Here is a 25,825-nt window from a genome sequence, read left to right as displayed (position 1 = left end):
CAGTGCCGGCCGTTCTTCAGGTGGCTGTCGATCCGGCCACCACGGCACTCGTCGTTGCGAGTGTCGCACTGCTCGTGATCGCCGGGTCCACGGCCGTCCTCGCCGCCGTCCAGTACCGGCGTCACCTCGCCGGTGTCCCCGAGTACGTCCGCCGGGAACGACTCGCCGCGTACTCGGCCGTGATGTCCCGGATGATCGCGCTGAACCGCCTCGCGGTCGAACTCGACGAGGACGACCGGTTCACGGTGGAGAAACACAAGTACGCGATGAGCAAGGAGTCGGCGATCGAGACTCCGGCGGCCGACCTGACGGAGACGTTCCAACGGCACTACCACGTCGTCGACCCGGCGGTCCGCGAAGCGGTCGACGACTACCTCGACTTCCTCGCCCGGTACGACGCCGATCCTGACCGTCGTCCCGTCGGGACGCTGCTCGACCGGAGCCGTCGGGTCGTCACTGCGATGCGGGCCGACCTCGGCCTGTCGTCGTTCGGGCCGACCGTTCCGGACTCACAGGACGCGACTCCCGGAACTCGGCACGGACGCGCGACCGACCACGAGACGAGTGACTGAGACCGACCCGTCGTCGGTGCTCGGCGACGCCGCCGCGCCGAACCTGCACTGGTCCCGTTCTCCCGAGGCTATTTGCTCGCTCACAGCCATCGGTGCAGTATGCCCACGTACGATCTCCTGATCAGGAACGCGTACCTTCGCGGCCGGGACGCGGTCGTCGACGTCGGGGTCGAGGGCGGGCAGATCACCGCAGTCGGCCGATCGCTGGCGGGGGAGTCCGCCGAAGTCGTCGACGCGGGCGGGAACCTCCTCGCACCCGGCTTCGCCGACGCCCACAAACACGTCGACCGTGCGCTCGCGGCGACCGGCGAGCGTCGGCCGATCGCCAACGAACGACCCAACGAGTCGCCGGAGTATCTCGGAGATCTGTTCGACGCCGACTACCGCGATCTGAGCGTGGCCGATCTGACGGATCGGATCGCCGAGAACCTCCGGATGGCCGTCGTCGCCGGGACGACCCACGTCCGGAGTCACGTCACCGTCGACACGGCCGTCGGGATCGACACGATGACGGCGGTCCTCCGTGCGGCCGACCGTCTCGATTGTGCGCTCGATCTGCAGGTCGTCCCGTACGCCGCAGGTGACGAGGACGCCGACACCGCCGCCCTCGTCTCCGAGGCGATCGACCGCGCGAGAGACCGACTCGACGGACAGGTCCTCCTCGGCGGGTCGATCGGCCTCCTCGGCGGCCGTCCCCCACGGAACGTCGACGCGACGATCGGTCGCTGGTTCGACACCGCGACGAGCCACGGTGTCGACCTCGACGTCCACGTCACGAGTCGCGGGGCGGCGGGGTACTACGTGCTCGATCGACTGGCCGAGGCGACGCGGGACCACGGCTACGAGGGGCGGGTCACCGTCGTCCACGCCTGGGCGCTCGCTCACCTCCCCGACTGGTGGCTCGACGGGTTGCTGGACCGACTCGCAGGTGCCGGGATCGGCGTCACCGTCTGCTACAACAGTCTCCGCCAGTCCATGCCGATCGACCGAATCGACCGATCGCTCCGACTCGCACACGGGACCGACAACGACCAGGACTTCGTCTACCCGCACGGCAACGCTGACCCGATCGAGGCGGCGCAGATCGCGTCGTACGTGCTGATCGGCGACTGGCACTTCGACCGGGACTACCGGTGGAGCGAGACGAACCCGGCACTCGATCTCCTCTGGCGGACGATCACCCACGGCTCGGCCGAGACGATGGGGATCGACGGCTACGGGATCGAGGTCGGGACGCCCGCCGATCTGGTGCTCCTCGACGAGCCATCCCCCGAGTGGGCGATCGTCCGCCGGGCGTCGCGCCGGAAGGTCTGGAAGGCCGGCCGACTCGTCGCCGAGAACGGGACATTCGTCGGCTGATCGCTCCGACACTGGCGTCGTGGTGTGTCCGACCCGCAGGCTTAAGCCCCGACCGCGTGACCCGGCGAGTATGCTCTCAGGCAGAACGGTCGTCGTCACTGGCGGCGGCCACGGCGTCGGCGAGGCAGTGGCGATCGAACTCGGCCGGTACGGCGCGAACGTCGTCGTGAACGATCTGGGAACCTCCCCGGAGGGTGACGGCTCGGACCCCGAACCGGCAGAGACGACCGCCGAGGCGGTCCGAGAGGCCGGCGGCGAGGCACTGGCCCACTACGGGGACGCTTCGTCGATGGCGTACGCCGAGGAACTGCTCGCCGACGCCTCCGACACCTTCGGGCGGGTCGACGGGGTCGCCAACTTCGCGGGCATCGTCCGCAACGATCCGATCGCGGAGATCGACCGCGAGGACTGGGATGCGGTGCTCGGCGTCCACCTCGGGAGTCACGTGGCCCAACTCCGGGCACTCGTCCGACACGCCGAGGACCACCCGCTCGACGCGGAACGCTCCTTCGTCGGCGTCTCCAGCGGTGCGGCGGTCGGCGGCTTCGGGCAACTCCCCTACGCGACGGCGAAGGCCGGCGTCCTCGGCTTCGTCCGGTCGGCCTCCGACGAGTTGCGGGACCAGGGCATTCGGGTGAACGCGCTCGTCCCCGGCGCGGAGAGTCGCCAGAACTCCTACTTCCCGGCCAGCGAGAGCGAGGGACGCGACATCCCCGACCCGAAACACGTCGGTCCGACGGTGGGCTTTCTGATGAGCGACGCCGCCGAGGGTGTCAACGGCCTCACGATCCGTGCCTCGGGCGAGATGATCGCGCTCGTCTCCGACCCGCAGGCGACCCGCGTCGCCTACCGCGAGGGTGGGTGGACCCCCGAGACGGTCGCGGCGAAGTTCACCGAGGTCTTCGGCGAACACGAGAACCTGGACCGCAAGCGGTACCCGCTGGAGTAGTCGGCCGGGTCGCAGTACCGACTGGCGTAGTTTCATATCCTCCCCCCGCGTCGTCGCGGACGCAGATGCCAATCGAAGAGATCAGCACCAGCGAGGCGTACGAGAGTAGCGCACCTCTCTCACAGGCGATCCGACACGGCGACACGGTCTACGTGTCCGGAAACGTCCCGGTCGATCCCGAGACCGGGAACTTGGTCGAGGGTGGCGTCGGGCCGCAGACGCGGCAGGTCCTGGAGAACGTCGAGGCGATTCTCGACGCGGCAGGCACGTCGATGGACAACGTGATCCGCGCCGGCGTCTTCATGACCGACATGGACGCGTTCGGCGCGATGAACGAGGTGTACGAGGAGTTCATGAGCGAGCCGTATCCCGCCCGGACCGCCGTCAGAGCGGAGATGGCGAACCCCGACATCCTCGTCGAGATCGACGTGATCGCGGCCGTCGAGTGACGGCGCGATCCGACTGACGACGCGTCCAAGTGACAGGGCGGTCCGACTGACGACGCGGTCCGAGTGACGGCGCGGTCCGACTGACGACCAGTCTCGGCGGGACCGTCCGCCGACACGGCCGTCGCGACACCTACACTTTTGTAGTTTGACCGCGCCTCTCGAATCGATGGTCGTAGATACACTCATCGCCGGCGGGACAGTCGTCACCGCCGACGAGACGTTCGAAGCCAGCGTCGCCATCGACGGCGAGCAGATCGTCGCCGTCGGCGACCGCGACAAGTTACCCGACGCACGCGAGGAGATCGACGCCACCGGGAAGTACGTGATGCCCGGGTTGATGGACGCGCAGACCCACGTCCACGACCGCTCCTCGATCGACACGCACGAGACCGCCGGGATGGCGGCCGCCGCGGGCGGGATCACGACGTACATGGACTTCTCGTGGATGTACGTCGACCACCAGCCACACAAGGAGCCACAGTCGCTCATGGAAGGAATCCGCGCCAAACAACAGAAAGCCGAGGGCAAGGCGGTGGTCGACTACGCGCTCCACGGTGGGATCACGGACGACCAGGAGGGCGTCCTCGACGAGTTGGCCGACGCGCACGAGGCCGGCGTGACCTCCTTCAAGATGTTCACCGGCGGGACGTTCCCGGTCGGGTACGGGCTGATCAACCTCGTGATGGAGCGTCTGGGCGAACTCGGCGGCGTCGGCGTCTTCCACACCGAGGAAGCCGACGTCTGTGACCGCCTGGTCGAACGGCTGAAACGCGAGGGGAAGAGCGAACCGAAGTACTTCGCCGAGTCGCGTCCCGACTACGCCGAGGCGATGGCCGCCGACACCGTCCTGCGCTCTGCGCAGGCCCACGGCGCGAAGTACTTCGGGATCCACACCACCTCCCGGGCGGCCGCCGAAGTCATCGACGGCTTCCGCGAGGACGGATCGCTGGTCCGTGCGGAGACCTGCACGCACTACACGGTCTACGACAAGTCGGAGTTCGATCGCCGCGGGAACCTCGTGAAGATCGCGCCGCCGCTCCGCGAGGCGGACGACGTGGAGGCGATGTACGAGTATCTCGACTCGGGCACGCTCGACCTGATCTCGACGGATCACTGCTCGTACACGCGCGACAAGAAGGAGGTGGACAACTGGTGGGACTCCACGTCCGGAGCCAACCAACTCCAGACCTCGGTGCCCGTCTTCTTCGACGAGGCGGTCAACCGCCGGGGCTACTCCCCCTCGTACGTCGTCGAGAAGATGAGCACCAACATCGCAGACACCTACGGGATGCCGAACAAGGGCACGCTCGACCCCGGGACGCACGCCGACATCGTCGTCTTCGATCCCGACGCGACCTACACGATCGACCCCGAGGACAACTTCTCGAAGGCCGACTTCAGCATCTACGAGGGTCGCGAGGTCACGGGCCGCGTCGAGACGACGCTCGTTCGCGGGGAGACCGTCTACGACGACGGCGAGATCCACGTGCCGGCCGGCTACGGCGAGTTCGTCGCCCGCGAGGTACCGAACTGGTCGAACAAGACGGAGTGACCGTCTGAACAGAGTCGCTGGCCGGCCTCAGTTGACCAGCCACCCACCCTCGACGGCGAGGTCGTGGCCGGCGACGAACCGGGCGTCCTCGCTGGCGAGGAAGACGGCGGCTCGCCCGATGTCTTCCGGGTAGCCGTGATACGGGACACACATCTGGTCGACGTACTCCTGCCGACGCTCGGGGTCGTCCAGCACCTCCGCCATCATCGCCGTCCGGATCGGCCCCGGCATGATCGCGTTGACGTTGACGCCCTCCGGCCCCAACTCGGCCGCCAGCGACTTCGTCAGGTGTGAGATCCCCGCCTTCGAGACGCAGTAGGCGGTGTTCGTCCCGCTCGCCCGTTTCGACCCCTGCGAGGAGATGTTGATGATCCGCGCCTGCTCGGAGTCCACGAGGTGGGGAATCGCGTACTTCGCACAGAGGAACGCCCCGGTGAGGTTGATCGCCAGGACCCGGTTCCAGAACTCCAGGCTCGTCTCGCGGGCCGATCCGCCCCCGGCGATCCCGGCGTTGTTCACGAGGATGTCGATGCCGCCGAACCGCTCGGCGGTGGCGTCCATCAACCCCTGCACGTCGCTCTCACTCGTGACGTCGGTCTCGACGTACTCGGCGTCCCGTCCGAGGTCCCGGACCAGGTCGACGGTCGTCCCGCGCTCCCGTTCTTCGTCCATGTTCGGCTGGTCGTCGACGTCGGCGACCACCACGTCTGCACCCTCGCGTGCCAGTTCGACGGCGATCCCGCGACCGATACCGCTGGCACCGCCGGTCACGACGGCTGTCCTGTCGGTGAGATCGATTCCCATGGTCTTCGGGTGTGCGGGTACGCACAATAAAGATTGGCGTCGGGGAAGGCCGCCGTGTGGCCGTTACTCGAACCGGAGGTTGCCACCCTCGGCGTGGCCCTCGAGGATCGTCTCGATCGGTCCGGGGTCGACTCGCAGGCCGAACTCGAAGCCGACCGCGTCCGCGATCTCTCCGACGGTTCGCTCCCCGTCGACGAAGTTCCACGCCTCGTCCGAGACGACGCGTAGCGACCGCCAGCCAGCCTCGGGGTCGTCCTCGTGGAGTTCGTCCGCGACGGCGAGCAGGTCGTCGTACGCCAAGCCGGTCCAGCGGTCGACGAGTGCGTCGCCCCCCTCGACCGTCCGGACCGGGACGCGTTGGGCCGCAGGGTCGCGGTCCGGTTGGTCCGGAGCCTCCAGCGAGTCGACCTCCTGGCTGGCCGTCTCTTCGACACTCTCTGCGAGTCGGTCGAGACGCTCACTCACGTCACCGTCGGCGAGTTCTGCGGCCGTCTGTAGCGCCTCGACGTCCCGTTCGCCGACGTACTCGATGTGCCGACGGGCGCGGTCGTCGCTCTCGCCGGTCGCGTAGCGGGAGCCGAGGCGACGGAGACGGTCGGTCGCCCGTCCTGCGACGATACGGGCGATCGACTCGGCCGTCCGATCGTCGGCCGTCGCGAGTTCGAGACCGGCGACACCCGAGATCAGTGCCGACCGGCGGAGCGCCCGGGGGTCGATCACGTCTTTCGTCAGCAGTTGGCTGTGGAAACAGCGGTCCGGCCACGACATGAACAGCGGTGCGGGGATGCCCAGGGCCGCGAAACGCGTGTTGTCACTCCACGGCGTGTAGTAGTGCTGGGTGAGGCTGACGAGCGGCAGTTCCTTGCCGCCCTCCTTGCCGATCCAGTCTGCGTCTTTCGGACTCAACTCCGCCAACTCGGCGAGGTAGTCGTTCGTGTAGTGGCGCACCGAGTCCGGCGAGGACGACAGCAGGAGCGTCGACTCGGTCTCGTGTTGCTTGTGGCCCGTGGAACAGTAGGTCAGCGTGGTCACCACGTCCGCCGCCGCGTCGGGGTGCGTGTCGAGGTAGTGCTCGGAGACCGGCCCTTCCCCGCCGAGGATGAACGTGAGCGACCGCTTCGGTTCGAACTCGCCGTCCTCGACCAGCGACTCGAGTGCCCGTGCCAGTTCGACCACGAGTCCGGTCCCCTCCGCACAGTTCGCGCCGGGCTTGATCCCCGAGGCGTGGCCGCAGAACAGGATCGTCTCGTCCGGCTTCTCGCTCCCCGGAATCGTCGCCTCGACGTACGGCAGGTCGCTGTCGAAGACGTCGACGTCGACGTCCGCCTCGACGGTCACCGGTCCGTCTGCGAGGTAGCCGTCGAGTGTCTCTGCGGCCGCGTGCGGGATCGAGAACGCCCACACGTCCTCGTTCACGAACGCCTCCGGTGGCCGGAGTCGCAGGAGTTGTGCCGCCTCCGGGACCAACTCCGGTTCCCGGACGCCGGGCGTCTGATAGAGCATGTAGTCGGTGATGATCCCACGCGCACCGGCGTCGACGGCGTTCCTGGCCGCCTCCCACCACCCCGGCCGCCGCTCCGTCCCGTGGACGAACGCGACCTTCCCGTCGAGGTCCTTCCCCTCGAAGTCGGTGGCGTGTTCGCCGGTCCCGACGTCCACGACCTCGAACTGCTCCGGCCCGTCGGTGGCAGACGACGCCCAGGCGATGCACGCCGGCGCGGTCTCGTAGTCGATCAGGGTCGTCGCTTCGGGGGCGACGACGGAGAGGCGGGCGTCGTTCGGCTCCCACGCGTCCGTCATCGTCGGTCGGTCCACGGAGACGTCGAGGCCGGCGTCGGTGAGCGCCCTCTCGACGTACTCCATCGCGGCGTGGAACCCGCTGGTCCCCGGCGCACGGTAGTACTGTGTCATCTCGACGGCCGTCTCGCGGGCCCGCTCCGGATCGAACGCCCGGTCGACCGCCTCGAACATCGCTTCTCGATTCATGCGGCTAGCACTCCAGATCGCATTACTACCCGCTTCTCAGACCCCCCCAATGAAGATTCCGCCCAACCGGTGCCACCTTCGGGATTTATACGACCTGCTGCGGTAGGTGCCCTATGGCGACAGACAGCCACGGCCAGGGGATGTCCCCCGACGAGGCCTACGAGACGGTACTGCAGAAGAGTCGGCGGATCCTCGACTTGGAGAAGACCGACTTCACGATGCGGTGGGACTCGGACGTGATGATGCCCGAGGGCGGCGCGCCCGCCCGCGCGAGCCAGCGGTCGTCGATCGCTGCGGCACAGCACCGGTATCGCACCGACGACGACCTCGGGGCGGCACTCGACGTCTTGGCCGACGCCGACCTGGACCGGGACCGAGCGGTCGTCGTCAGAGAGGTCCGCCGGGAGTACGACGTCGAGACCAGCGTTCCGAGTGCGCTCAACGACCGCATCGCGGACGTCACGTCCGGTGCACACGAGGACTGGAAACGGGCGAAAGCGGCGGAAGACTGGTCGCAGTTCGCGCCGACGATGGAGCGCGTGGTCGACGCGTGGATGGAGTGGGCAGACAACGTGGCTCCCGCAGCCGACCCGTTCGAGACCCTCTGGCAGAAACGGTCGGGGTATCACGCCCAGCGGTACATCGACCTGGAGACGGTGAACGAGATCTTCGACGACCTCCGCGAGGCGCTGATCCCGTTGATCGCGGACATCCGCGACAGCGACGCGGCGGTGGCGACCGACGCCTTCACCGCACACGGCCCCTACGATCCGGAGGCACAACGGGCACTCTGTGAAGACACGCTCTCGCTGTTGGGGCTCGACTGGGACCGGGCCAGACTCGACCTCGCCCCGCATCCGTTCTCGTACGGGACGCAGTACGACGTCCGGGTGACCACCCGGTTCAGCGAGGAGACGTTGATGGACGGACTGCAGGGCGTGCTCCACGAGTTCGGCCACACCGCCTACACACACGGACTCCCGCAGGACCACTACGGCGACCCGATCGGAGAACCGCGCGGGCTCGGTGTCCACGAGTCACAGTCGCGGTTCTTCGAGAACCACATCGGTCGCTCGGAGCCGTTCTGGGAGTACTTCCTCCCGACGGTCCAGGAACACTTCCCGCAACTGGCGGGGATCACGCCGCGAGCGGCCTACGAGTGTGTCAACCAGGTCTACGAGGACAATCTCATCCGGGTCGCTGCGGACGAACTCACCTACCACATGCACATCATCCTCCGGACCGAGATCGAACAGGCGCTCGTCGCCGGGGAGATCGGGATCGACGAGGTGCCCGAGGTCTGGGCAGACAAGCTGGATGCGTACCTCGATCTGCGCCCGGAGTCCGACGCCGAGGGACCGCTGCAGGACCCACACTGGGCCGGCCAGATCCCCGCGTTCATCACGTACACGATCGGTAGCGTCCTCGCCGCACAACTCGACGCGACGATGCGCGAGGACCTCGACGTCGACGGTCTGGTTCGGGAGGGGACCTTCGAGCCGATCCACGAGTGGCTCACCGAGCGTGTCCACCGCCACGGCCAGCGCTACGAGACGGACGAGTTGATCGAGCGGGCGACCGGCGAACCGCTGACGGCGGACTACTTCGTCGAGTACGCCCGCGAGAAGTACGGCGAGATATACGACCTCTGATCAACGCATCGGCAAGACACAGGCGGAGTGGACACACAGCGGCGAGACGGAGGCGGAGCGGGCACACATCGGCGAGACGGAGGCGGAGCGGACAGTCGGCGTGTCTCTCCCCCTCGACGCAACCGATTCAGTACGGCGACGGCGCGGCGTCGTCGAGACGCGCGAACTGCTCGTCGCTGAGATCGAGGTCGGCCGCCGCGAGATTCTCCGTCAGTTGCGCCTCGGTGCGTGGGCCGATCACCGGCGCGGTCACCCTCGGATGTGCTCGCAGCCACGCGAGCGCGACCTGTACCGGCGAGACGTCGAGTGCGTCGCCGACCTCCCGAACGACTTCGAGGACGTCGAAGTTCTCGTCGGTGAGGTACGTCTCGCGGAACCGTTCCTCGTGGCCGCCACGCGACCCGGCGGGCGGCGACTCGTCGCGACGGTACTTGCCCGTCAGGAAGCCGCCCGCGAGCGGCGAGAACGGCATCAGCCCCAACTCGTACTCCTCGACCATCGGCAGGTACTCCGGTTCGACCTGCCGGTCGACGAGATTGTAGACGATCTGCGTCTGGGTGAACGGTTCGTACCCTTCTCGTCGGGCGATCTCGTTCGCCATCGCTACCTGCCACGCGTTCGGATCGCGGTTCGACGCGCCCAGATAGTGGACGCGGCCGTCGGCGACGAAGCCGTCCAGCGTTCGCATGAACTCCTCGGCCGGTGTCGCGTCGTCCCACCGGTGGACGTAGAGTAGATCGAGGTAGTCGGTGCCCAGTCTGTCGAGGATCGCGTCGATCTGTCGCCGGAGGTGTTTCCGGTTGAGTCCCCCGCCGTTCGGATCGCCCTCCCGCGTCGGCCAGTAGATCTTCGAGGCGAGGACGAACGCCTCGCGGTCACGGTCTGTGAGCCACTCGCCGACGTACGTCTCCGCCGTCCCGCCGCCGTAGACGTCGGCGAGGTCGACGTAGTTGCCGCCGGCGTCGGCGTAGCTGTCGAGCAGCGCGTGTGCCGCGTCGCGGTCGATCTCCTCGGTCCCGTCGTCACGTTCACTGCCGAACCGGGCGGTCCCGAGTGCCAGTTCGCTCACCTGCAGGCCGGTCGCTCCGAGAGGTACCGTGTCGAGTGCCATGCCGCTCTCTCTCGTGGTGGTGGTAAAAAGGATTGGTCGCCGGGGGACAGCGAATCGACGCGGGCCTACAGGTTCGCGCTGCCGGACCCGCCGTCGATCACGACGGCCTGGCCGTTGATGTTGCCGGCGCGTGGCGAACAGAGGTACGCGACGGTGTCGCCGAGTTCCATCGGATCGCCGATCCGACCGATCGGGACGCTCTCCCCGCGCGCCTGCATCCCCTCCTCGTAGGAGTCGAACTCACCGCGCTCGACGGCCGCCTCGACGAGGTTCTCGATCCGACTGGTCTCGTGTGACCCGGGGAGCACGGCGTTGACCCGCACGTCCGGCGCGAGTTCCTTCGACAGCGTCTTCTCCAGTCCGATCACGCTCATCCGGACCGAGTTCGAGAGGACGAGCGAGTCGATCGCCTCCTTGACACTGCGGGACGTGATGTTGACGATCGTCCCACCGTCCTCGGTCAGATGTGGCTCGGCCGCTCGGACCAGTCGGACGACACTCATCACCAGCAGGTCGAACGCCTGGTACCAGTCCTCGTCTGTCGTCTCGAGGAACGCGCCGCTCGGGGGGCCGCCAGCCGAGGTTACCAGGTGGTCCAGCCCGCCGAACTCGTCGACGGTTCGCTGGACCATCGCCTCGACGTCCTCGGCGGCGGTGAGGTCGCCCTGCTGGGCGACGACTTCGCCGGTCGCGACCGCCTCGATCTCGGCTCGCGCCTCGGCCAATCGCTCCTCGTCACGACCGTTGATGACGACGTTCGCACCTTCCCGTGCGAGTGCCGTCGCCGAGGCCTTTCCCAACCCACTACTCGATGCAGTCACCAGTGCCGCGTCGCCCGCTAGTTCGAGGTCCATAGCCACTACATCCTGGGCGGACTACAAGTGCGTTTCCACTCCAGCAGACTCGTCCCCGTCGCCGTGGCGAGCCCCTCCGACGGCCGTGCCGGTCCACGAGACACTCACAGTTAAGCGGTCGCGGCGACACGGATCTGCCATGTCAGACGTTGGCAGTGCCATCACCGTCGAGGGGCCGGTCGCCCCCGAGACGCTCGGCGTCACGCTCCCACACGAGCACCTGTTCTCCTCGTGGTCGGGGAAGTTCGAGCCCCCGGACTCGGCGTACGAGCGGAAACTCGCGCGCGAACCGATCTCGCTGGAGAACCTCTGGTACGTCCGCCGGAACCCGACCCGGCACCGGGCGAACCTCCGGATGGAGTCGTTCGCGGACGCCGTCGCGGAGGTCGGAGACTACTACCGGGCCGGCGGCGACACGATCGTCGACGTCACGCCGAAGGGAACCGCGAACGACCCCGCGCGGGTCCGTGGCGTCGCACGTGAGACGGGTGTCACTGCGATCCACGGTACGGCCTTCTACACTCGGGACGCACACCCCGATCGGATCGACGACATGACCGCCGACGAGATCGCAGACGAGTTCGTCTCCGACGTGCGAGACGGCATCGGCGAGACGGACGTGCGAGCCGGGATCCTCGGCGAGATCGGGACGAGCGGCGAGATCCACGAACAGGAGGCGAAGGTGTTGCGGGCCGGCGCGCGGGCGTCGTTGCGAACCGGCGTCCCCGTCAGCGTCCACCCGCCGTCGGATCGCGATCCGGAGTGGCCACCGTCCCGCCGCGCGCTCCAGATCCTCGACATTCTGGCAGCGGAGGGACTCCCGCTCGACCGCGTCGCCATCTGTCACATGGATCAGTCGAAGTGGCTCGGCGGGTCGATGGAGTACCAGCGACAGATCTTGGATCGGGGTGCCTTCGTCGAGTTCGACCTGTTCGGCCACGAACTGTACTTCCCCGACGCCGAGGACGCCCAGCCCTCCGACGTCGACCGGGCGGGCTACGTCGCCGACCTCGTCGCGGACGGCTACACCGACCAGTTGCTGGTCTCACACGACATCTTCCTCAAACACCTCCTGCGACGGTACGGCGGGCACGGGTACGCCCACGTCCTCACGAACGTCCTCCCGATGTTCGCGGGCGCGGGCGTGCCGGACGACGCGATCGATCGCATCCTCACGGACAACCCGCAGCGACTGCTCACCGTGAGCGCGCCGGAGTGACGGCCGGCGGACGCGGCGTCGTCCGCCGCAGGTCAGCCAGTGGTCTGTTCGTGAATCTCGGTCAGGAGTAGCTCCATCTCCCCACAGAGATACTCGAAGATGGTCTCGCCCGCCTCCGCGCTGGCGAACTGTGGATCGCCAACCGCGCCGGTCTCGGAGTACTCCTCTTCGAGGCGGTGGACCGAGAGCGGCCCCGAGACGAACATGTCGTCGTACGCGTGGGTGTACGGTTCGTCGAGGTGAGTCCCCTCGATCAGGTCCTCCCGGACGAGGTCGGGTCGCAGGTGGAGCATCAGCGAGGTCTCCAGTTCGCCGGCGTGGTTCATGCCGCCCGGCTCCGACTCGCGGATCTCGTCGACGATCGGGGCGGCGAGTCCGAAGTAGGTCATCGCCAGCACCTCCACGTCCGGGTGTTCGAGGCCGATCGCCTTGCTCGCGCCGCCGATCGCGTTGTGGTTACCGCCGTGGCCGTTGAGCAACAGTAGCGCGTCGAACCCCGTCTCGAGTGCCGAGGCGGCCAGTTGCGCGTAGACGTCGACGAGCGTCGTGAACTCCACGTCGATCCGACCGGGGAAGGAGACGTGGTACGGTGAGTTGCCGGCCCAGAGCGCCGGGGCGACGACGATCGGTACCTCGTCGGCGACCGTCGCCGCCCCCTCGTGTGCCAGCGCGTCCGCACAGATGGTGTCTGTCGACACCGGGAGGTGGAGACCGTGCTGTTCGATACTGCCGACCGGTTGGACGAGAATCGAGCCGTCCCGGTCTGCGATCGCCTCTATCTCGCCGTACGTCTTCCCCGCCCACGCGGTCGGCTGACTGCCGAGGCACTCGTACATGCACGGCCCGACGAGTGAGGGGTCCATAAGCGTTCGTGGCACCCGCCGCCCCACCGGGGGCGCGATTTATACGGTCGGCCGTCGGAGTCGGTGGCATGGCCGACGACCTGTGTCTCCTGCCAGCGGTGACGATCGCCGAGCGCGTTCGTGCCGGCGACGTCTCGCCGGTCGACGTCACCCGTGCACACCTCGACCGTATCGACCGACGAGACGACGACCTCGGCGCGTACGTCACCGTCACCCGAGAGCGTGCGCTCGCGGCCGCCGAAGCTCACACGAAGACCGTCGCCGAGGGCGGTGATCCCGGCCCGCTCGCGGGTGTCCCCGTCGGCATCAAGGACCTCGTCGACGTCGCGGGCGTCCCGACCTCCCAGGGCACGTCGTTGCTCGCCGACGAGGTCGCTGAGAGTGACGATCCGGCGGTCGCCAGACTGCGTGACGCCGGGGCAATCGTCCTCGGGAAGACGAACACCCCACCGTTCGCCCGGAGCGCGGTCACGGAGAGTGATCTGGCGGGATACGCCTCGACCCCGTTCGGCGCCGGCTACAACGCCGGTGGCTCGTCGGGTGGGTCGGCGGCGGCCGTCGCCGCCGGACTCGCCACGATCGGGTACGGCACCGACGGCGGCGGGTCGATACGGATCCCGGCGTCGCTCTGCGGTGTCGTCGGCTTCAAACCGACGTTCGGCCGCATCCCCTGGACCGCACGCCCAGACGCGTTCGCGCACGCACGGGGGAACCACGCCGGGCCGCTGACCCGGACCGTCCCCGACGCCGCACTCGCGCTGGACGTGGTGGCGGGTCCCGATCACGCAGACCCGTTCAGTCTGCCGGCCGACGGGTCCAGACCCGGTGGACACTACCTCGACGCGACCCACACTGACCCGGACGGCCTCTCGATCGCCTACAGTGCCGATCTCGGTGTCTTCCCGGTCGCCGACCGCGTCGAGGGGATCGTCGCGGATGCGGCCGCCGATCTCGCCGACGCCACGGCCGCGACGCTCGCCCACGTCGAGGTGGACTTCGGCATGACGCTCGCGGAACTCGTCGAACCCAAGTACCACCGCTGGGGCCCGGTTCACACCGCCGTCCTCGCCGAACACGTCGAGCGAGAACACGGGATCGATCTGACCGACCACCCGGAGGTGGTCGGCGAGGAGTTCGCGCAGTCCGTCGCCGACGGCCACGAGACCGACGCCGTCTCGTACAAACTCGTCAACCTCCCGCACACCCGGATCTACGACGCGCTCCAGTCGGTGTTCGACGAGTACGATCTCCTCGTGACGCCGACGCTCTCTGTCGCCGGCGTCGAGAACGGAACGATCGGACCGACCGAGATCGACGGGGAGGCGGTCGACCCCGCGACCGACTGGTTCCTGACGTTCCCGTTCAACTTCGGCGGGCCGCCGGCCCTGTCGGTTCCCGCAGGGACGACCGACGGCGGGCTTCCGGTCGGGCTACAGATCGCCGGACAGCGGTTCGACGACGAACTCGTGCTCGCGGCCGGGGCCGCGCTGGAACGGGCGCGGCCGTGGGCACACCTGTACGAGACGGTGTGAGAACAGAGGCTGGTCGTCCGTCGAGACGGTGTGAAGAATAGAAGACGGTCGTCCGTCGAGGCGGTCTGAGACCGTCGTGGCGTCGTCCGAGACGACCCGCCCTATCGGCTGGCCAGCCACCCGCCGTCGATCGGGATCGCGGTCCCCGTGACGTATCTGGCGGCGTCGGACGCGAGGAACCGCGTCAGTTCGCCGACGTCAGACGGCTCACCGAAGTACGGCAGGAGGACGTGTTCCTCGTAGATCTCCCGGCGCTCGGGGTCGTCGAAGGTTCCCTGCGACATACTGGTGTAGATCGGCCCCGGACAGAGCGCGTTGACCGTGACGCCGTCCGGCCCGTAATCGACTGCCATCTGGCGAGTGAGGTTGACGACAGCCGCTTTCGTCGCACAGTAGCCGGCCGCTCGCGGGCCGCCCTCGAACGCCGCCGTCGAGGCGAGGTTGACGATCCGACCGGCCTCGCTCTCCCGGAGGTGCGACGCGGCGTGTTTCGTCGCCAGGTAGACGCCGGTGAGGTTCACGTCGAGGCTCCGCTCCCACTCGTCGCGGTCGAGTTCGTGGACCGACCCACGCACCGAGACGCCGGCGTTGTTCACGAGGATGTCGAGGCCGCCGAAGCGGTCGGCAGTCGCGGCGACGGCCGTCTCGACGTCTCTCTCGTCGGCGACGTCGCAGTCGACGAACTCGGCACCCGCATCACCGTCGAGTCCCTCGATCACCTCGACGGTCGTCCCGGCCGCCTGCTCGTCCGCGAGTTTCGGCTCCGCGCGGACGTCCGCGACGACGACGTTCGCGCCGCCTCTGGCCAGTTCGATCGCGATTCCCCGACCGATGCCGGCGGCTCCACCCGTGACGAGTGCGGTCCTGTCTGAGAGGTCCATGGTTCGACCCCACCGGCGAGTGACGAATAGCTTGCGGCGATCACGGCTCCGAGTCGGTGGGTTTCGCCGCTGCGGACGAGCACTACTCCCTCCCTGTGGGAGTGGCCATCCCGAAGATTGATTAACTGGCCTGCGGAGCAGCGTAGTATGGAGCCCGTCAACTTCGACGAGGCGGAGACGTACGAACCGGAAGACGGCTGGCGACGCGTGTCGATGGCCGGGAGCGATCAGTTCACCTTCGAGTGGTTCGAGAAACCGTCCGGCCACTCCTCGCCGATGCACGACCACGAGAACGAACAGGTCTGTATCTGTCTCAGCGGCGAACTCACCCTGTACACCGAAGACGACGAGGTGACGCTGGAACAGTACGACTCCGTCTGGCTCGACTCCTGGGAGTCGCACCGCGTCGCAAACGAGGGTGATGACCTCGCCGTCGGACTCGACGTCTTCGCGCCGGGCCGCGGCTTCGACTTCTGGACCGACCGCGTCGACGACGACTGAGCAGACCGGCGGTGGGACCGTGTGCCGACCGCCCCCGTCAGTAGTTTTATCAGCGGCCACAGGGTCGGTGTGCGTATGGCGAGTGAGTCAGTCGAGCAGGCGTACCGAACGGTCGTCGAACACTCCAATCGCGTGCTGGATCTCGAGAAGACGAACCAACTGATGCGGTGGGACTCGGACGTGATGATGCCGCCGGGCGGCGCGCCCGCGCGGGCCAGTCAGCGGACGACACTGTCGGCGGCCCGTCACCGGTATCTCACCGACGACGACCTCGGTGCGGCGCTCGACGTGCTGGCCGACGCCGACCTCGACGACGAACGAGCGGCCGTCGTCAGAGAGGTCCGCCGGGAGTACACTACGGCCGCCAGCGTCCCCGACGCGCTCAACGACCGGATCAGCGACATCAACTCCCGCGCCCACGAGGGGTGGAAGGCCGCCCGCGAGGACGACGACTGGTCGCAGTTCGGTCCAGTCGTCGCGGAACACTTCGCGGCGAAAAAGGAGTGGGCGGCACACGTCGACCCGGACGCAGACCCCTACGAGGTCGTCTGGAGCCAGCGGACGGGCTATCTCGCACAGCCACACCTCCCGCTGGAACTGGTCGACGACATCTTCGAGCAACTCCGCGAGGAACTCGTCCCGCTGATCGCGTCGATCCAGGACAGCGACGTCGACCTCGCCACCGACGCCCTCCACAGTGCGGACGGTGACTTCGACGTCGAGACGCAGAAAGAACTGAACCGGGCCGCCCTCGACGCCCTCGGACTGGACTGGGACCGCACCCGGTTCGACGTCGCGCCGCACCCGTTCTCGTTCGGGCACCCCTACGACGTCCGGATGACGACCCGGTACGACGAGTCCGACCTCACCGAGGCACTGACGGGGACGATCCACGAGTTCGGGCACACCGCCTACGCGCACGGACTCGAACAGGAGCACTACGGGACGCCGCTCGGCGAGCCACGAGGGGTCGGCATCCACGAGTCGCAGTCGCGGTTCTTCGAGAACCACGTCGGCCGGACGGAGGCGTTCTGGGAGTTCTTCACGCCCACGGTGAGAGAGCACTTCCCGGCGCTCGCGGACGTCAGTCCTCGCGATGCGTACGAGTGTGTCAATCAGGTGTTCGACGACAACTACATCCGGGTTGACGCCGACGAACTCACCTACCACATGCACATCATCCTCCGGACCGAGATCGAACGCGACCTGTTCCACGACCGGATCGACGCCGAGGAGATTCCGGCCCTCTGGAACGACAAGATGGCGGAGTACCTCGGGATCCGCCCCGAGACGGACAACGAGGGCTGCTTGCAGGACCCCCACTGGTCGCAGAGCCTCCCCGGATTCATCGGGTACACGATCGGGAGTGTCCTCGCCGCACAACTCGACGCCGCCATGCGTGCAGACCTGGACGCCGACGTGGACGATCTGATCCGCGAGGGGCGCGTCGGCCCGATCCGCGAGTGGATGACCGAGAACGTCCAGCGACACGGCCAGTACTACCGCGCCGACGAACTCGTCCGGCAGGCGACCGGCGAGTCGCTCACGGCCGACTACTTCGTCGAGTACGCTCGCGAGAAGTACGGCGCACTGTACGATCTGTAAGCGAGCGGTCCGTCTGCCTCGGTCTCAGTCCGCGCTGGTCGTCGTGTCCTCTGCTCCCGTCTCCGTGCCGAGGAGGGTGACCACGACGCTGGCGACGGCCACGAACACGAACACCGTCGAGAGGAGGTAGCTCAGGTCGTAGCCGATCGCGGCACCGACCGGGAAGGCGACGACCGGGCCGAGCGTCGCGCCGAGGTCGCCGAAGACGTTGTAGACGCCGCCGAGTTTGCCGACCTGATCGTCCGGGCTGATGTCGCCGAGCAGTGCGAGCAGCGGTGGGCTGGTCCCGCCGACACCCGCACCGATCAACGCCATCCCGAGGAGCGTCGTGTACAGCGTCGGAAACAGGCCGACGATCGCGAGTCCGAGTGCGAGCGCACCGAGTGCCGGGAGCGTCACCAGCCCGCGTCTGGAGAGTGTGTCGGAGTAGCGCCCCGTGACGAGCGTCGTCACGCTCATCGCGAGGACGCTGACCGCCATCATCGCGCCGCTCACTCCGACCGCCGAGAACGACCCGATCCTGATCCCGTAGTTGCCTGCGAAGACGACGATCGTCGAGAGGATCGCGACGTAGACGAACCGGACGACGAAGTTCACCCCGCCGATCGAGAGGATCCGCGGGTCACTCGCGACGACTGCGGGTAAGTCCCGGAGGCGTGCCGCAGTGCTCACGTCGGCGACGATGTTCGGTAGCACCGCGACGGCGACGATGGCCGCGAGCAGTCCGAAGGTGCCGGCGACGAGGAAGGCGGCCTCGTAGCCGAAGGTGTCCGTGACCAGCCCCCCGACGACCGTCCCGGTCGGAAAGCCGAGCGACTGCCCGCCGCGCATGTAGCCGACCCACTTCCCCCGGTTCTCCCGCGTGGTGACGTGTGTGATCGTCGAGAACGCGCCGACGAAGACGAACGCGGAGCCGAGCCCCCACATCGCCCGCGCGACGAGGAAGATGCCGGCACTGTCGAGCAGCGGCACCAGGTCGGGGTGGAGCGCGAGCACGTACCCGAACGGGGCCAGCCCCTGGACGAGGAACCCCGCGATCATGGGTCGCCGCGACCCCATCGCGTCGATGATCTGTCCGGCGGGCGTGTTCGCCACGAGGCGGACGAAGCCGTTCGTCGAGAGGATGATCCCGACGAGAAAGGGCGTGATCCCGAGGATGGGGCCGAGGTTGGGGAGCGTGGGGTACGCGACGCCCCCGCCCAGCCCCCCGAAGAAGACGCCCGCGACGAGGCTCGCGACGACGTACCGGATGTTCACGTCGGAGTCGGATCGACCACCGGCGTCGGGACCACGGCTCACGCTACTCACCTCTCCCCCTCGACGTCGGTCGGTCGTCCGTCTGTTGCACCGTGCGACGGCTCACGTGGTGCCCGCTTAGATATATCGATTCGTAACACTCACCGACCACTTCGGCCGGACGGGCGGCGTCAGCCCGCACTGCCGCCTCCCGTGGATACTTCGAGCCCGAGTGCCAAGCGATGGCATGGCTCACCTGTTAGTCCTCGGCGGCACCCGCTTTATCGGGCGGGCGACCGTCGAAGAGTTCCGCGCCGAGGGGTACACCGTGACGACGTTCACCCGGGGGAACCGGCCGGACCCGTTCGCCGACGACGACCGCGTCTCTCACGTGACCGGCGACCGGACGGACGACGATGCGATCTTCGCGCTGGCAGAGCGTGTCGACCCCGACGTCGTCGTCGACTGTATCGCCTACCACCCCGGCGAGGTCGAGACGGCGACCCGCGCCTTCGCCGACGTCGACGCGTACGTCTACGTCTCCTCGAGCGGCGTCTATCCCGACGCGTCGAATCCGAAACGCGAAGCCGAGACGCCGATCCGTGCGTGTACCGAGGAACAGGCCGTCGACGAGGACCAATCGACGTACGGGAACCGGAAGGCGGAGGGTGACCGTGCGGTCGCCCGCGCCGCAGAGCGGGGTGTCGCGGCGACGAGCGTCCGACCGTGTCTCGTCTACGGGCCGCACGACTACACCGAGCGACTCGACTATTGGATCGACCGAATCGAGCGATTCGACCGGGTCGTCGTCCCCGGCGACGGCCAGCACCTCTTTCACCGGGTCTACGTCCGGGACCTGGCGCGAGCCTTCAGACTCGTCGCGGAACGCGGCACGCCGGGGGAGGCGTACAACGCCGCCGACCGGCACCTCGACGACCTCGAGACGCTCCTCGAGACGATCGCGACGGCTCTCGACCGCGACGTGGAGTTCGTCCACGCACTCCCGCGTGATCTCGCGGCGGGCGACCTCTCGGTCGACGACTTCGTCTGCTACCGCGACTACACACACGTCCTCTCGACGGCGAAACTCGCGGCGCTCGGCTGGGAGTCGACACCGCTCGACGCGGCGATCGCCGACACGGTCGAGGCTCACTTCGCGACCGAGGTCGGCGGCGGCAAGCACGAGATCGACCGCGCACGTGAGCAGGCGGTGATCGATCACGTCGACGCGAGTCGGACCGGGAGAGACTGACCGCGCGAGTGCGAGGTCAGAGGCGGTCGCGGACACCGACGACGAGGGTTCCGCCGAGGCGGTCCCCGAGGCGCTGTCGGTCGGAAGAGAGCGAGAGGAGCATCAGGCCGACGAAGTAGTACAGGAGGCCGTCGACGACTCGGGTGAGGTTCCTGAGTGTTGCCTGGAGGGGACCGACGGGCGTGCCGTCGGTTCGGATCACCACGATCCCCGTGATCGCCTTGCCGATCGTCTGCCCGCGCAGTGTCTCGAAGACTGCGGCGTAGCCACCCCAGACGGCCGCCGCCGTGAGGAACCACAGCCACGACTCGCCGTGCAGCGTCAGGATCGGTGCGAAGCCGAACACGTTGAGGACGAACCAGAACAGGTAGTTGATCACCTGAAGCGGCGGCCCGAGTCCCCGCGAGAGGACGCCCGCGAGTGCGAGCAGTCCGGCGTAGTAGACGACGAAGACGACGACGGTGTCGATGATCGTCGCGGCGATCCGGCGGCCCAGAACGTCGCCCTCTGATCCCGGCCGGGGTGACGGGTGGTTCAGCATACCACGCTCTCAGACGAACGGGGGGCTAATAGGTTGTCGGGGCACAGCTTCGTCCGATCACGCTTCGGAGAGGAGCGCCTCGTCGACGTGGACCGAGACCACGTAGTTCGGTTCGTCGACGATCTCGTTGATCGTCAGGTCGCCGGCGACCGAACAGAGGATGTAGGCCTGCTCCCGTGTCAGCCCGTGGTGGTCGTGGAGATGCTCGACCATCCCGGAGACGGCGCGCTTCGCCGCGACCATGAGATCGTCCGCGACACCCGTCGTCGCGTAGGTCGACGTCGGACGACGCGAGTCCTCCGGTCGCTTCCCCGGCCGAAACTGTGGCTGGTCGATCGAGAGGTCGGTCCGACGCTCGAACCGACAGGTGACGTCGATCGCCGTCTCGATCGCCCCGCCACAGACCTCACCGTCTCCCTGCGTGCCGTGTCCGTCGCCGACGGCGAAGAGTCCGCCGTCGACTTCGACGGGGAGGTACAGCGTCGCCCCTTCCGTGAGGTACTTCGTGTCCATGTTCCCACCGACCGCCCGCGGCGGCGTCGTACTGAGCGATCCGGACTCGGCGGGTGCGAGACCGATCGTTCCGGGAAACGGGGCCAAGGGAACCTCGATCCCGTCGACGAACTCGCCGACGCCCGCAGAGAGGTCCCAGACGTGTAACCCCCAGTCGGGGAACTCCTCGGGGAGGAGGCCGAAGCCGCGCTCGCCCGGGTAGAACAGTGTCCACCCGACGTCACCGTGGGCGACGTCGAGGATCTCGATCTCCAGGACGTCACCGGCTTCGAGGCCCTCGATCGCCAGTGGCCCGACGAGTGGCATGCCCCGGTCGTGATCCATCTGCTGGACGTCTTCGAGCGTGGTGTCGAGGTCGAACTGCCCCTCGCGGGCGTCGGGACACTCGAAGTGGACGACCGCGCCGGACGCTACCGTGGCGATCGGGTCGAGGTCGTTGTTCCACTCGCGCTGGAAGTCGTCGTCGCTGGCCGGAAGCGTCAGGTCTGCACTCGCGTTCGACATGTGGAACCAGTCGAAAGGTCGGGGAATAAGCCTTCGGACCGGGTGGCCCCGGCCCCCCGCCGCCGAGTCTGCCGCCGCCGACCGGGAACTCGGGGTCGTGCATAGATTTATGCGCTCACACCGGGCGCATCCTGTATGGCTCCCAGCGAGCAGTCCAGAGAGACAGTCCTGGAGTACGCCGGCCGGATCCACGACCTCGAACAGACCGACCACCTCCTGCGGTGGGACTCGGACGTGATGATGCCCACGGGCGGGACGACTGCCCGGAGCAGACAGCGGTCCACGCTCTCGAAGACCATCTACGATCTGCGGTCGAGCGACGCACTCGGTCGTGCACTCGACGACCTCGCCGGGAGCGAGTTGGCCGGCGGCGACGAGGCGATCGTCCGTGAGATCCGTCGGGAGCACGAGGTCGCCAGCAGCGTCCCGCGGGACCTGAACCGCCGTCTCGCCGAGGTGACGGCCGACGCACACGAGGCGTGGAAACGGGCGAAAGAGCACGACGACTGGGCGGAGTTCGCGCCCGCCTTCGAGCGTCACATCGAGTTACGGCGGGAGTGGGCGGCACACGTCGATCCCGACGGTGACCCCTACGAAGTGCTCTGGAAGAACAAACTCGGCTACGAGTCACAGCCCTTCATCGACCTCTCGACGGTGAACCGCGTGTTCGACCGGGTGCGCGACGAACTCGTGCCACTCATCGCGTCGATCCACGACAGCGACGTCGATCTCGCGTCGGACGCCTTCTCGGACCGGGCGCCGTACGACTCGGCCGGCCAGATGCGCGTGAATCGACGCGTCCTCGACGTCGTCGGGTTGGATCGCTCGCACGCGCGCTTCGACGAAGCACCGCACCCCTTCTCGTACGGTAATCCGTACGACGTCCGACTGACGACCCGGTTCGACGAGTCCGACCCAGTCGACGCGATCACGGCGACGATGCACGAGTTCGGTCACACGACCTACCACCACGGGTTGCCCCGCGAGGAGTACGGGACCCCGCTCGCGCGGGCACGCGGACTGACGATCCACGGCTCGCAGTCCGGGGTCTGGGAGAACCACGTCGCCAAGTCCCGCGCCTTCTGGGAACTGATCATGCCGGAACTGCGCGCCGAGTTCCCCCAGTTGGAGGACGTCTCGGCCGCCGACGCCTACGAGGCGGTCAACACCGTCCAGGACGAGAGTCGGATCCGGACCGCGGCCGACGAACTGACGTACCACATGCACATCATCGTCCGGACCGAGATCGAACAGGCGTTGATCGCGGGCGAGTTGGCCGTCGCGGACGTCCCGCAGGTGTGGGCCGACAAGTACGAAGAGTATCTCGGTGTCCGGCCCACGTCGCACCGCGACGGGCCGCTGCAGGATCCACACTGGGCGGTCAACGTCCCCGGCTTCATCAACTACACACTCGGTCACGGCGTCCTCGCGGCGCAGGTCTGGGCGGCGATGGCCGACGACGTCGGCGACGTCGACACCCTCGTCCGAGAGGGCGAGTTCGACCCCATCCACGAGTGGATGACCGAGTCGATCCACCGCCACGGCCAGCGGTACCGACCGCAGGAACTCGTCCGGCGAGCGACGGGCCGGGAGATCACGGCCGACCCGTTCGTCGAGTACGTGACCGAGAAGTTCGGCTCGCTCTACGGACTGTAGCCCGCCCTCCCGTGGTTTCGACCTCGCACGACGAGTCTGCGAGGTCGACCTGTCCCGACTTTCGGCGGGGTCGACGTGTCTCTATTCTCGGTATCGTCGACGTGTCTCTGCCCGGCCGTCGCCAGCGGTGGCGCATCGGTCGGTCTGACGGCCGTTCCCGAGCGAACGGGCGTGTGGTGTATGAGTACATTTCACACATTTTGTCGAGAGATCATGAGATAGCTATTTACCGTACGGCCTGAGTTGGATAGACGACATGGCTAGTAGCCAGCCCAACAAGCTAGAGCGTAGAGATTATCTGAAGTTCCTCGGAGGCACCGGTGTCGTCGGCGCGACGTCGATGCTGGCGGGGTGTACCGGCGGAGACGGCGACACGACGACGACCGAAACCGAGGGGAGCGGCGACGACGACACCGACACCACCACGGCCGACGAGAGCAACGCCAGCGCAGGCGGCGAGATGGTCATCGGGATGCAGGCCGACCGGACGGACCCACTGTGGCCCCACTGGTCGTCCGACGCCACCGGCGCGGCGTTCATGCGGCAGATGATGAACACCCTGACGTACGTCAACGCCGACGGGGAACTCGAGGGGGACCTCGCGGAGGGACCACCCGAGTCGGACGACGCCCAGACGTACACGTTCAAGATCCGCGAGGGTGTCCAGTTCCACGAACCGTACGACCGTGAGGTGACGGCCGAGGACGTCGTCAAGAACTGGCACGCGATCCTCGACCCGTCGATCCTGGCAGAGAAAACCGAAGGGAGTCTCTACGAGGACTACCCGACGGCCGGCCGCTGGCCGTTCCCCGGACTGCTCTGGGGCGAGGGCATCGACAGCGAGGAGCGTGTCTACGCGTCGGGCGACTACGAGGTCACCTTCGAACTGGCGAAGCCGAACGCCGCGTTCCCGGCGCTGGTCAGTATCGGCCAGTGTTCCATCGTGCCGATGGAGGCCTACGAGGAGAACCCCGACCAGATCGGTGCGGTCGACTTCGGGACGTACGGCACCGGCGCGTTCATGTACGACTCGGGGCAGGCGGGTGACTCCTACACCCTCACGCGGAACCCGAACTACTTCAAGGAGGGCGAGAACGGCCAACTGCCGTACATGGACTCGGTGACGTTCCGTATCATCCCCGAGTCGTCGGTGCGGGTGACGAACCTCCAGACCGGCGACATCGACCTCGCGGAGACGATCCCGTCGCAGAACGTCGAGGACATCGACAACACCGACGGACTCAGAGCCATCTCGAAGCCGGGTGCCTCCCACCTGGAGCACTACATGAACATTCGCGGCTTCGAGCCGTTCCGCCTCTACGAGGAGGACTACCAACCCGACGCGGAGTCGCCGGCCTACGGGACGATCGACGAGGACGGCAAGAAGATGCGGAAGGCGCTCCGACTGGCGACCAACCACGAGCAGGTCATCCAGACCAAGTTCGACGGGAAGGCGAGTGCCAAGTGGGCACCGGTCCCGCCGTTCGACTGGTCCTACCAGGAAGACCGGATCACGAAGTACCCGTACGACCCCGAGCAGGCCCAGCAGTACCTCTCGGAGACCGGCAACGAGGGCTTCGAATTCACCGCGTGGGCGACCAACCAGCCCCGGTTCGTCGACACCGCGACCATCGTCCAGCAGACGGTCAGTCAGGCCGGGATGAGCATGGAAGTGCTACCGAAGGAGAAGTCCGCCGTCTGGGGGCCGGTCATCGGCAACTGGGACACGAACGGTGTCAGCCACGACGACACGGGCTACGAGAGCCACTTCGAGGACATCGGCAGCGGTCTCGACCCGGCGGACTACTTCGCGCAGGTCCTCGGCGGGAACGGCATCAACTACTGCTTCTTCGGACACCCGGAGTCGGACGACCTGATCCAGCGGGCACAGGAGACGACCGATCAAGAGGAGCGCAAGGAACTGTACGGCGACGCACTGGAGATCGTCACCGACATGGTCCCGATGAACGGCATCTGCTGGCCGTACGTGAACCAGGGCGTCAGCGAGTCCGTCCAGAACTATCAGGTCAAGCGGAGTTCGTTCCGCTTCGACCTCGATGCCGTCTGGATGGAGTGACACCGCCCTCCCACCGACACACCATTTCAGTGTGGCCCACCCGAACGTCCCCGTCACGTCGATAGTCGACACGCAGCGACTGTCGATCTGCTTTCGACGTACCCGGTGGAAGAAGTGGGGGTGCAGAAATGTTTTAACCCATGAGAGAATCCAACAC

General features: G+C 67.5%; 22 protein-coding genes. 13 read left to right on the top strand and 9 right to left on the bottom strand.

Annotated features, from left to right (window positions below):
* The first annotated feature begins 2 nt into the window (after positions 1 to 2).
* The 5 genes from LI337_RS16840 (at position 3) to LI337_RS16820 (ending at position 4,881) form a co-directional block, all read left to right on the top strand.
* Complete coding sequence (locus tag LI337_RS16840; protein WP_227231079.1) at positions 3 to 572, top strand: hypothetical protein; 570 nt, start codon at positions 3 to 5, stop codon at positions 570 to 572.
* Between the two features lie 99 nt (positions 573 to 671).
* The gene (locus tag LI337_RS16835; RefSeq protein WP_227231078.1) at positions 672 to 1,931 is read left to right on the top strand and encodes an amidohydrolase family protein; all 1,260 of its coding nucleotides are present in this window, start codon (positions 672 to 674) and stop codon (positions 1,929 to 1,931) included.
* 70 nt (positions 1,932 to 2,001) lie between these two features.
* Positions 2,002 to 2,880 carry an SDR family NAD(P)-dependent oxidoreductase gene (locus LI337_RS16830; RefSeq protein WP_227231077.1) on the top strand — a complete coding sequence of 293 codons (879 nt, stop codon included), beginning with the start codon at positions 2,002 to 2,004 and terminating at the stop codon, positions 2,878 to 2,880.
* Between the two features lie 71 nt (positions 2,881 to 2,951).
* Positions 2,952 to 3,329, top strand: coding sequence for a Rid family detoxifying hydrolase (locus LI337_RS16825; RefSeq protein WP_345777775.1), 378 nt, complete (start codon positions 2,952 to 2,954; stop codon positions 3,327 to 3,329).
* 166 nt (positions 3,330 to 3,495) lie between these two features.
* Positions 3,496 to 4,881 carry a dihydroorotase gene (locus LI337_RS16820; RefSeq protein ID WP_227231075.1) on the top strand — a complete coding sequence of 462 codons (1,386 nt, stop codon included), beginning with the start codon at positions 3,496 to 3,498 and terminating at the stop codon, positions 4,879 to 4,881.
* A gap of 27 nt (positions 4,882 to 4,908) precedes the next feature.
* Here the strand turns inward: LI337_RS16820 and LI337_RS16815 are convergent, their stop codons facing one another.
* The gene (locus tag LI337_RS16815; protein WP_227231074.1) at positions 4,909 to 5,685 is read right to left on the bottom strand and encodes an SDR family NAD(P)-dependent oxidoreductase; all 777 of its coding nucleotides are present in this window, start codon (positions 5,683 to 5,685) and stop codon (positions 4,909 to 4,911) included.
* A gap of 63 nt (positions 5,686 to 5,748) precedes the next feature.
* Entirely contained in the window at positions 5,749 to 7,671 is a 1,923-nt protein-coding gene (locus tag LI337_RS16810; protein ID WP_227231073.1) for a M28 family metallopeptidase, read from the bottom strand.
* Between the two features lie 113 nt (positions 7,672 to 7,784).
* Between LI337_RS16810 and LI337_RS16805 the strand changes: the two genes are divergently transcribed.
* Complete coding sequence (locus LI337_RS16805) at positions 7,785 to 9,323, top strand: carboxypeptidase M32 (RefSeq protein ID WP_227231072.1); 1,539 nt, start codon at positions 7,785 to 7,787, stop codon at positions 9,321 to 9,323.
* A 127-nt stretch (positions 9,324 to 9,450) separates the two neighbouring features.
* Here the strand turns inward: LI337_RS16805 and LI337_RS16800 are convergent, their stop codons facing one another.
* Together LI337_RS16800 and LI337_RS16795 are read right to left on the bottom strand one after the other, a co-directional pair.
* A complete protein-coding gene (locus tag LI337_RS16800; RefSeq protein WP_227231071.1) occupies positions 9,451 to 10,434 on the bottom strand; it encodes an aldo/keto reductase in 984 nt (327 codons plus the stop codon).
* Positions 10,435 to 10,499: 65 nt separating this feature from the next.
* On the bottom strand, positions 10,500 to 11,288 hold the full coding sequence (locus LI337_RS16795) for an SDR family oxidoreductase (RefSeq protein ID WP_227231070.1): 789 nt from the start codon (positions 11,286 to 11,288) through the stop codon (positions 10,500 to 10,502).
* 139 nt (positions 11,289 to 11,427) lie between these two features.
* On the opposite strand from LI337_RS16795, the gene LI337_RS16790 reads away from it, so the two are divergent.
* Positions 11,428 to 12,507: a phosphotriesterase family protein gene (locus LI337_RS16790; RefSeq protein WP_227231069.1), complete on the top strand. Its 1,080-nt coding sequence runs from the start codon at positions 11,428 to 11,430 to the stop codon at positions 12,505 to 12,507.
* A 32-nt stretch (positions 12,508 to 12,539) separates the two neighbouring features.
* Here LI337_RS16790 and LI337_RS16785 read toward each other — a convergent pair whose 3' ends face one another.
* The gene (locus LI337_RS16785; RefSeq protein ID WP_227231068.1) at positions 12,540 to 13,343 is read right to left on the bottom strand and encodes a creatininase family protein; all 804 of its coding nucleotides are present in this window, start codon (positions 13,341 to 13,343) and stop codon (positions 12,540 to 12,542) included.
* A gap of 95 nt (positions 13,344 to 13,438) precedes the next feature.
* Here LI337_RS16785 and LI337_RS16780 point away from each other — a divergent pair, with 95 nt between their 5' ends.
* Positions 13,439 to 14,902 (top strand): amidase, encoded by a 1,464-nt coding sequence (locus LI337_RS16780; RefSeq protein WP_227231067.1) that lies wholly within the window; start codon positions 13,439 to 13,441, stop codon positions 14,900 to 14,902.
* A 101-nt stretch (positions 14,903 to 15,003) separates the two neighbouring features.
* Here LI337_RS16780 and LI337_RS16775 read toward each other — a convergent pair whose 3' ends face one another.
* Positions 15,004 to 15,783 (bottom strand): SDR family NAD(P)-dependent oxidoreductase, encoded by a 780-nt coding sequence (locus LI337_RS16775; protein ID WP_227231066.1) that lies wholly within the window; start codon positions 15,781 to 15,783, stop codon positions 15,004 to 15,006.
* 147 nt (positions 15,784 to 15,930) lie between these two features.
* On the opposite strand from LI337_RS16775, the gene LI337_RS16770 reads away from it, so the two are divergent.
* Together LI337_RS16770 and LI337_RS16765 are read left to right on the top strand one after the other, a co-directional pair.
* Positions 15,931 to 16,284: a cupin domain-containing protein gene (locus LI337_RS16770; protein WP_227231065.1), complete on the top strand. Its 354-nt coding sequence runs from the start codon at positions 15,931 to 15,933 to the stop codon at positions 16,282 to 16,284.
* A 75-nt stretch (positions 16,285 to 16,359) separates the two neighbouring features.
* Entirely contained in the window at positions 16,360 to 17,889 is a 1,530-nt protein-coding gene (locus tag LI337_RS16765) for a carboxypeptidase M32 (RefSeq protein ID WP_227231064.1), read from the top strand.
* A 24-nt stretch (positions 17,890 to 17,913) separates the two neighbouring features.
* Here LI337_RS16765 and LI337_RS16760 read toward each other — a convergent pair whose 3' ends face one another.
* Entirely contained in the window at positions 17,914 to 19,188 is a 1,275-nt protein-coding gene (locus LI337_RS16760) for an MFS transporter (protein ID WP_380700469.1), read from the bottom strand.
* A 184-nt stretch (positions 19,189 to 19,372) separates the two neighbouring features.
* Here LI337_RS16760 and LI337_RS16755 point away from each other — a divergent pair, with 184 nt between their 5' ends.
* Positions 19,373 to 20,377 (top strand): NAD-dependent epimerase/dehydratase family protein, encoded by a 1,005-nt coding sequence (locus LI337_RS16755; protein WP_227231062.1) that lies wholly within the window; start codon positions 19,373 to 19,375, stop codon positions 20,375 to 20,377.
* 16 nt (positions 20,378 to 20,393) lie between these two features.
* Here LI337_RS16755 and LI337_RS16750 read toward each other — a convergent pair whose 3' ends face one another.
* Together LI337_RS16750 and LI337_RS16745 are read right to left on the bottom strand one after the other, a co-directional pair.
* Positions 20,394 to 20,918, bottom strand: coding sequence for an RDD family protein (locus LI337_RS16750; RefSeq protein ID WP_227231061.1), 525 nt, complete (start codon positions 20,916 to 20,918; stop codon positions 20,394 to 20,396).
* 57 nt (positions 20,919 to 20,975) lie between these two features.
* The gene (locus tag LI337_RS16745) at positions 20,976 to 21,935 is read right to left on the bottom strand and encodes an acetamidase/formamidase family protein (protein WP_227231060.1); all 960 of its coding nucleotides are present in this window, start codon (positions 21,933 to 21,935) and stop codon (positions 20,976 to 20,978) included.
* A gap of 135 nt (positions 21,936 to 22,070) precedes the next feature.
* Here LI337_RS16745 and LI337_RS16740 point away from each other — a divergent pair, with 135 nt between their 5' ends.
* Together LI337_RS16740 and LI337_RS16735 are read left to right on the top strand one after the other, a co-directional pair.
* Positions 22,071 to 23,591: a carboxypeptidase M32 gene (locus LI337_RS16740; RefSeq protein ID WP_227231059.1), complete on the top strand. Its 1,521-nt coding sequence runs from the start codon at positions 22,071 to 22,073 to the stop codon at positions 23,589 to 23,591.
* 256 nt (positions 23,592 to 23,847) lie between these two features.
* A complete protein-coding gene (locus LI337_RS16735; protein WP_227231058.1) occupies positions 23,848 to 25,668 on the top strand; it encodes an ABC transporter substrate-binding protein in 1,821 nt (606 codons plus the stop codon).
* The last annotated feature ends 157 nt before the right edge of the window (positions 25,669 to 25,825 follow it).

The organism is Salinirubrum litoreum, from assembly GCF_020567425.1.
GTDB lineage: Archaea > Halobacteriota > Halobacteria > Halobacteriales > Haloferacaceae > Salinirubrum > Salinirubrum litoreum.
Note: the sequence above shows the minus strand (reverse complement) of the source record. Positions and strands in the feature narration are given on the sequence as shown.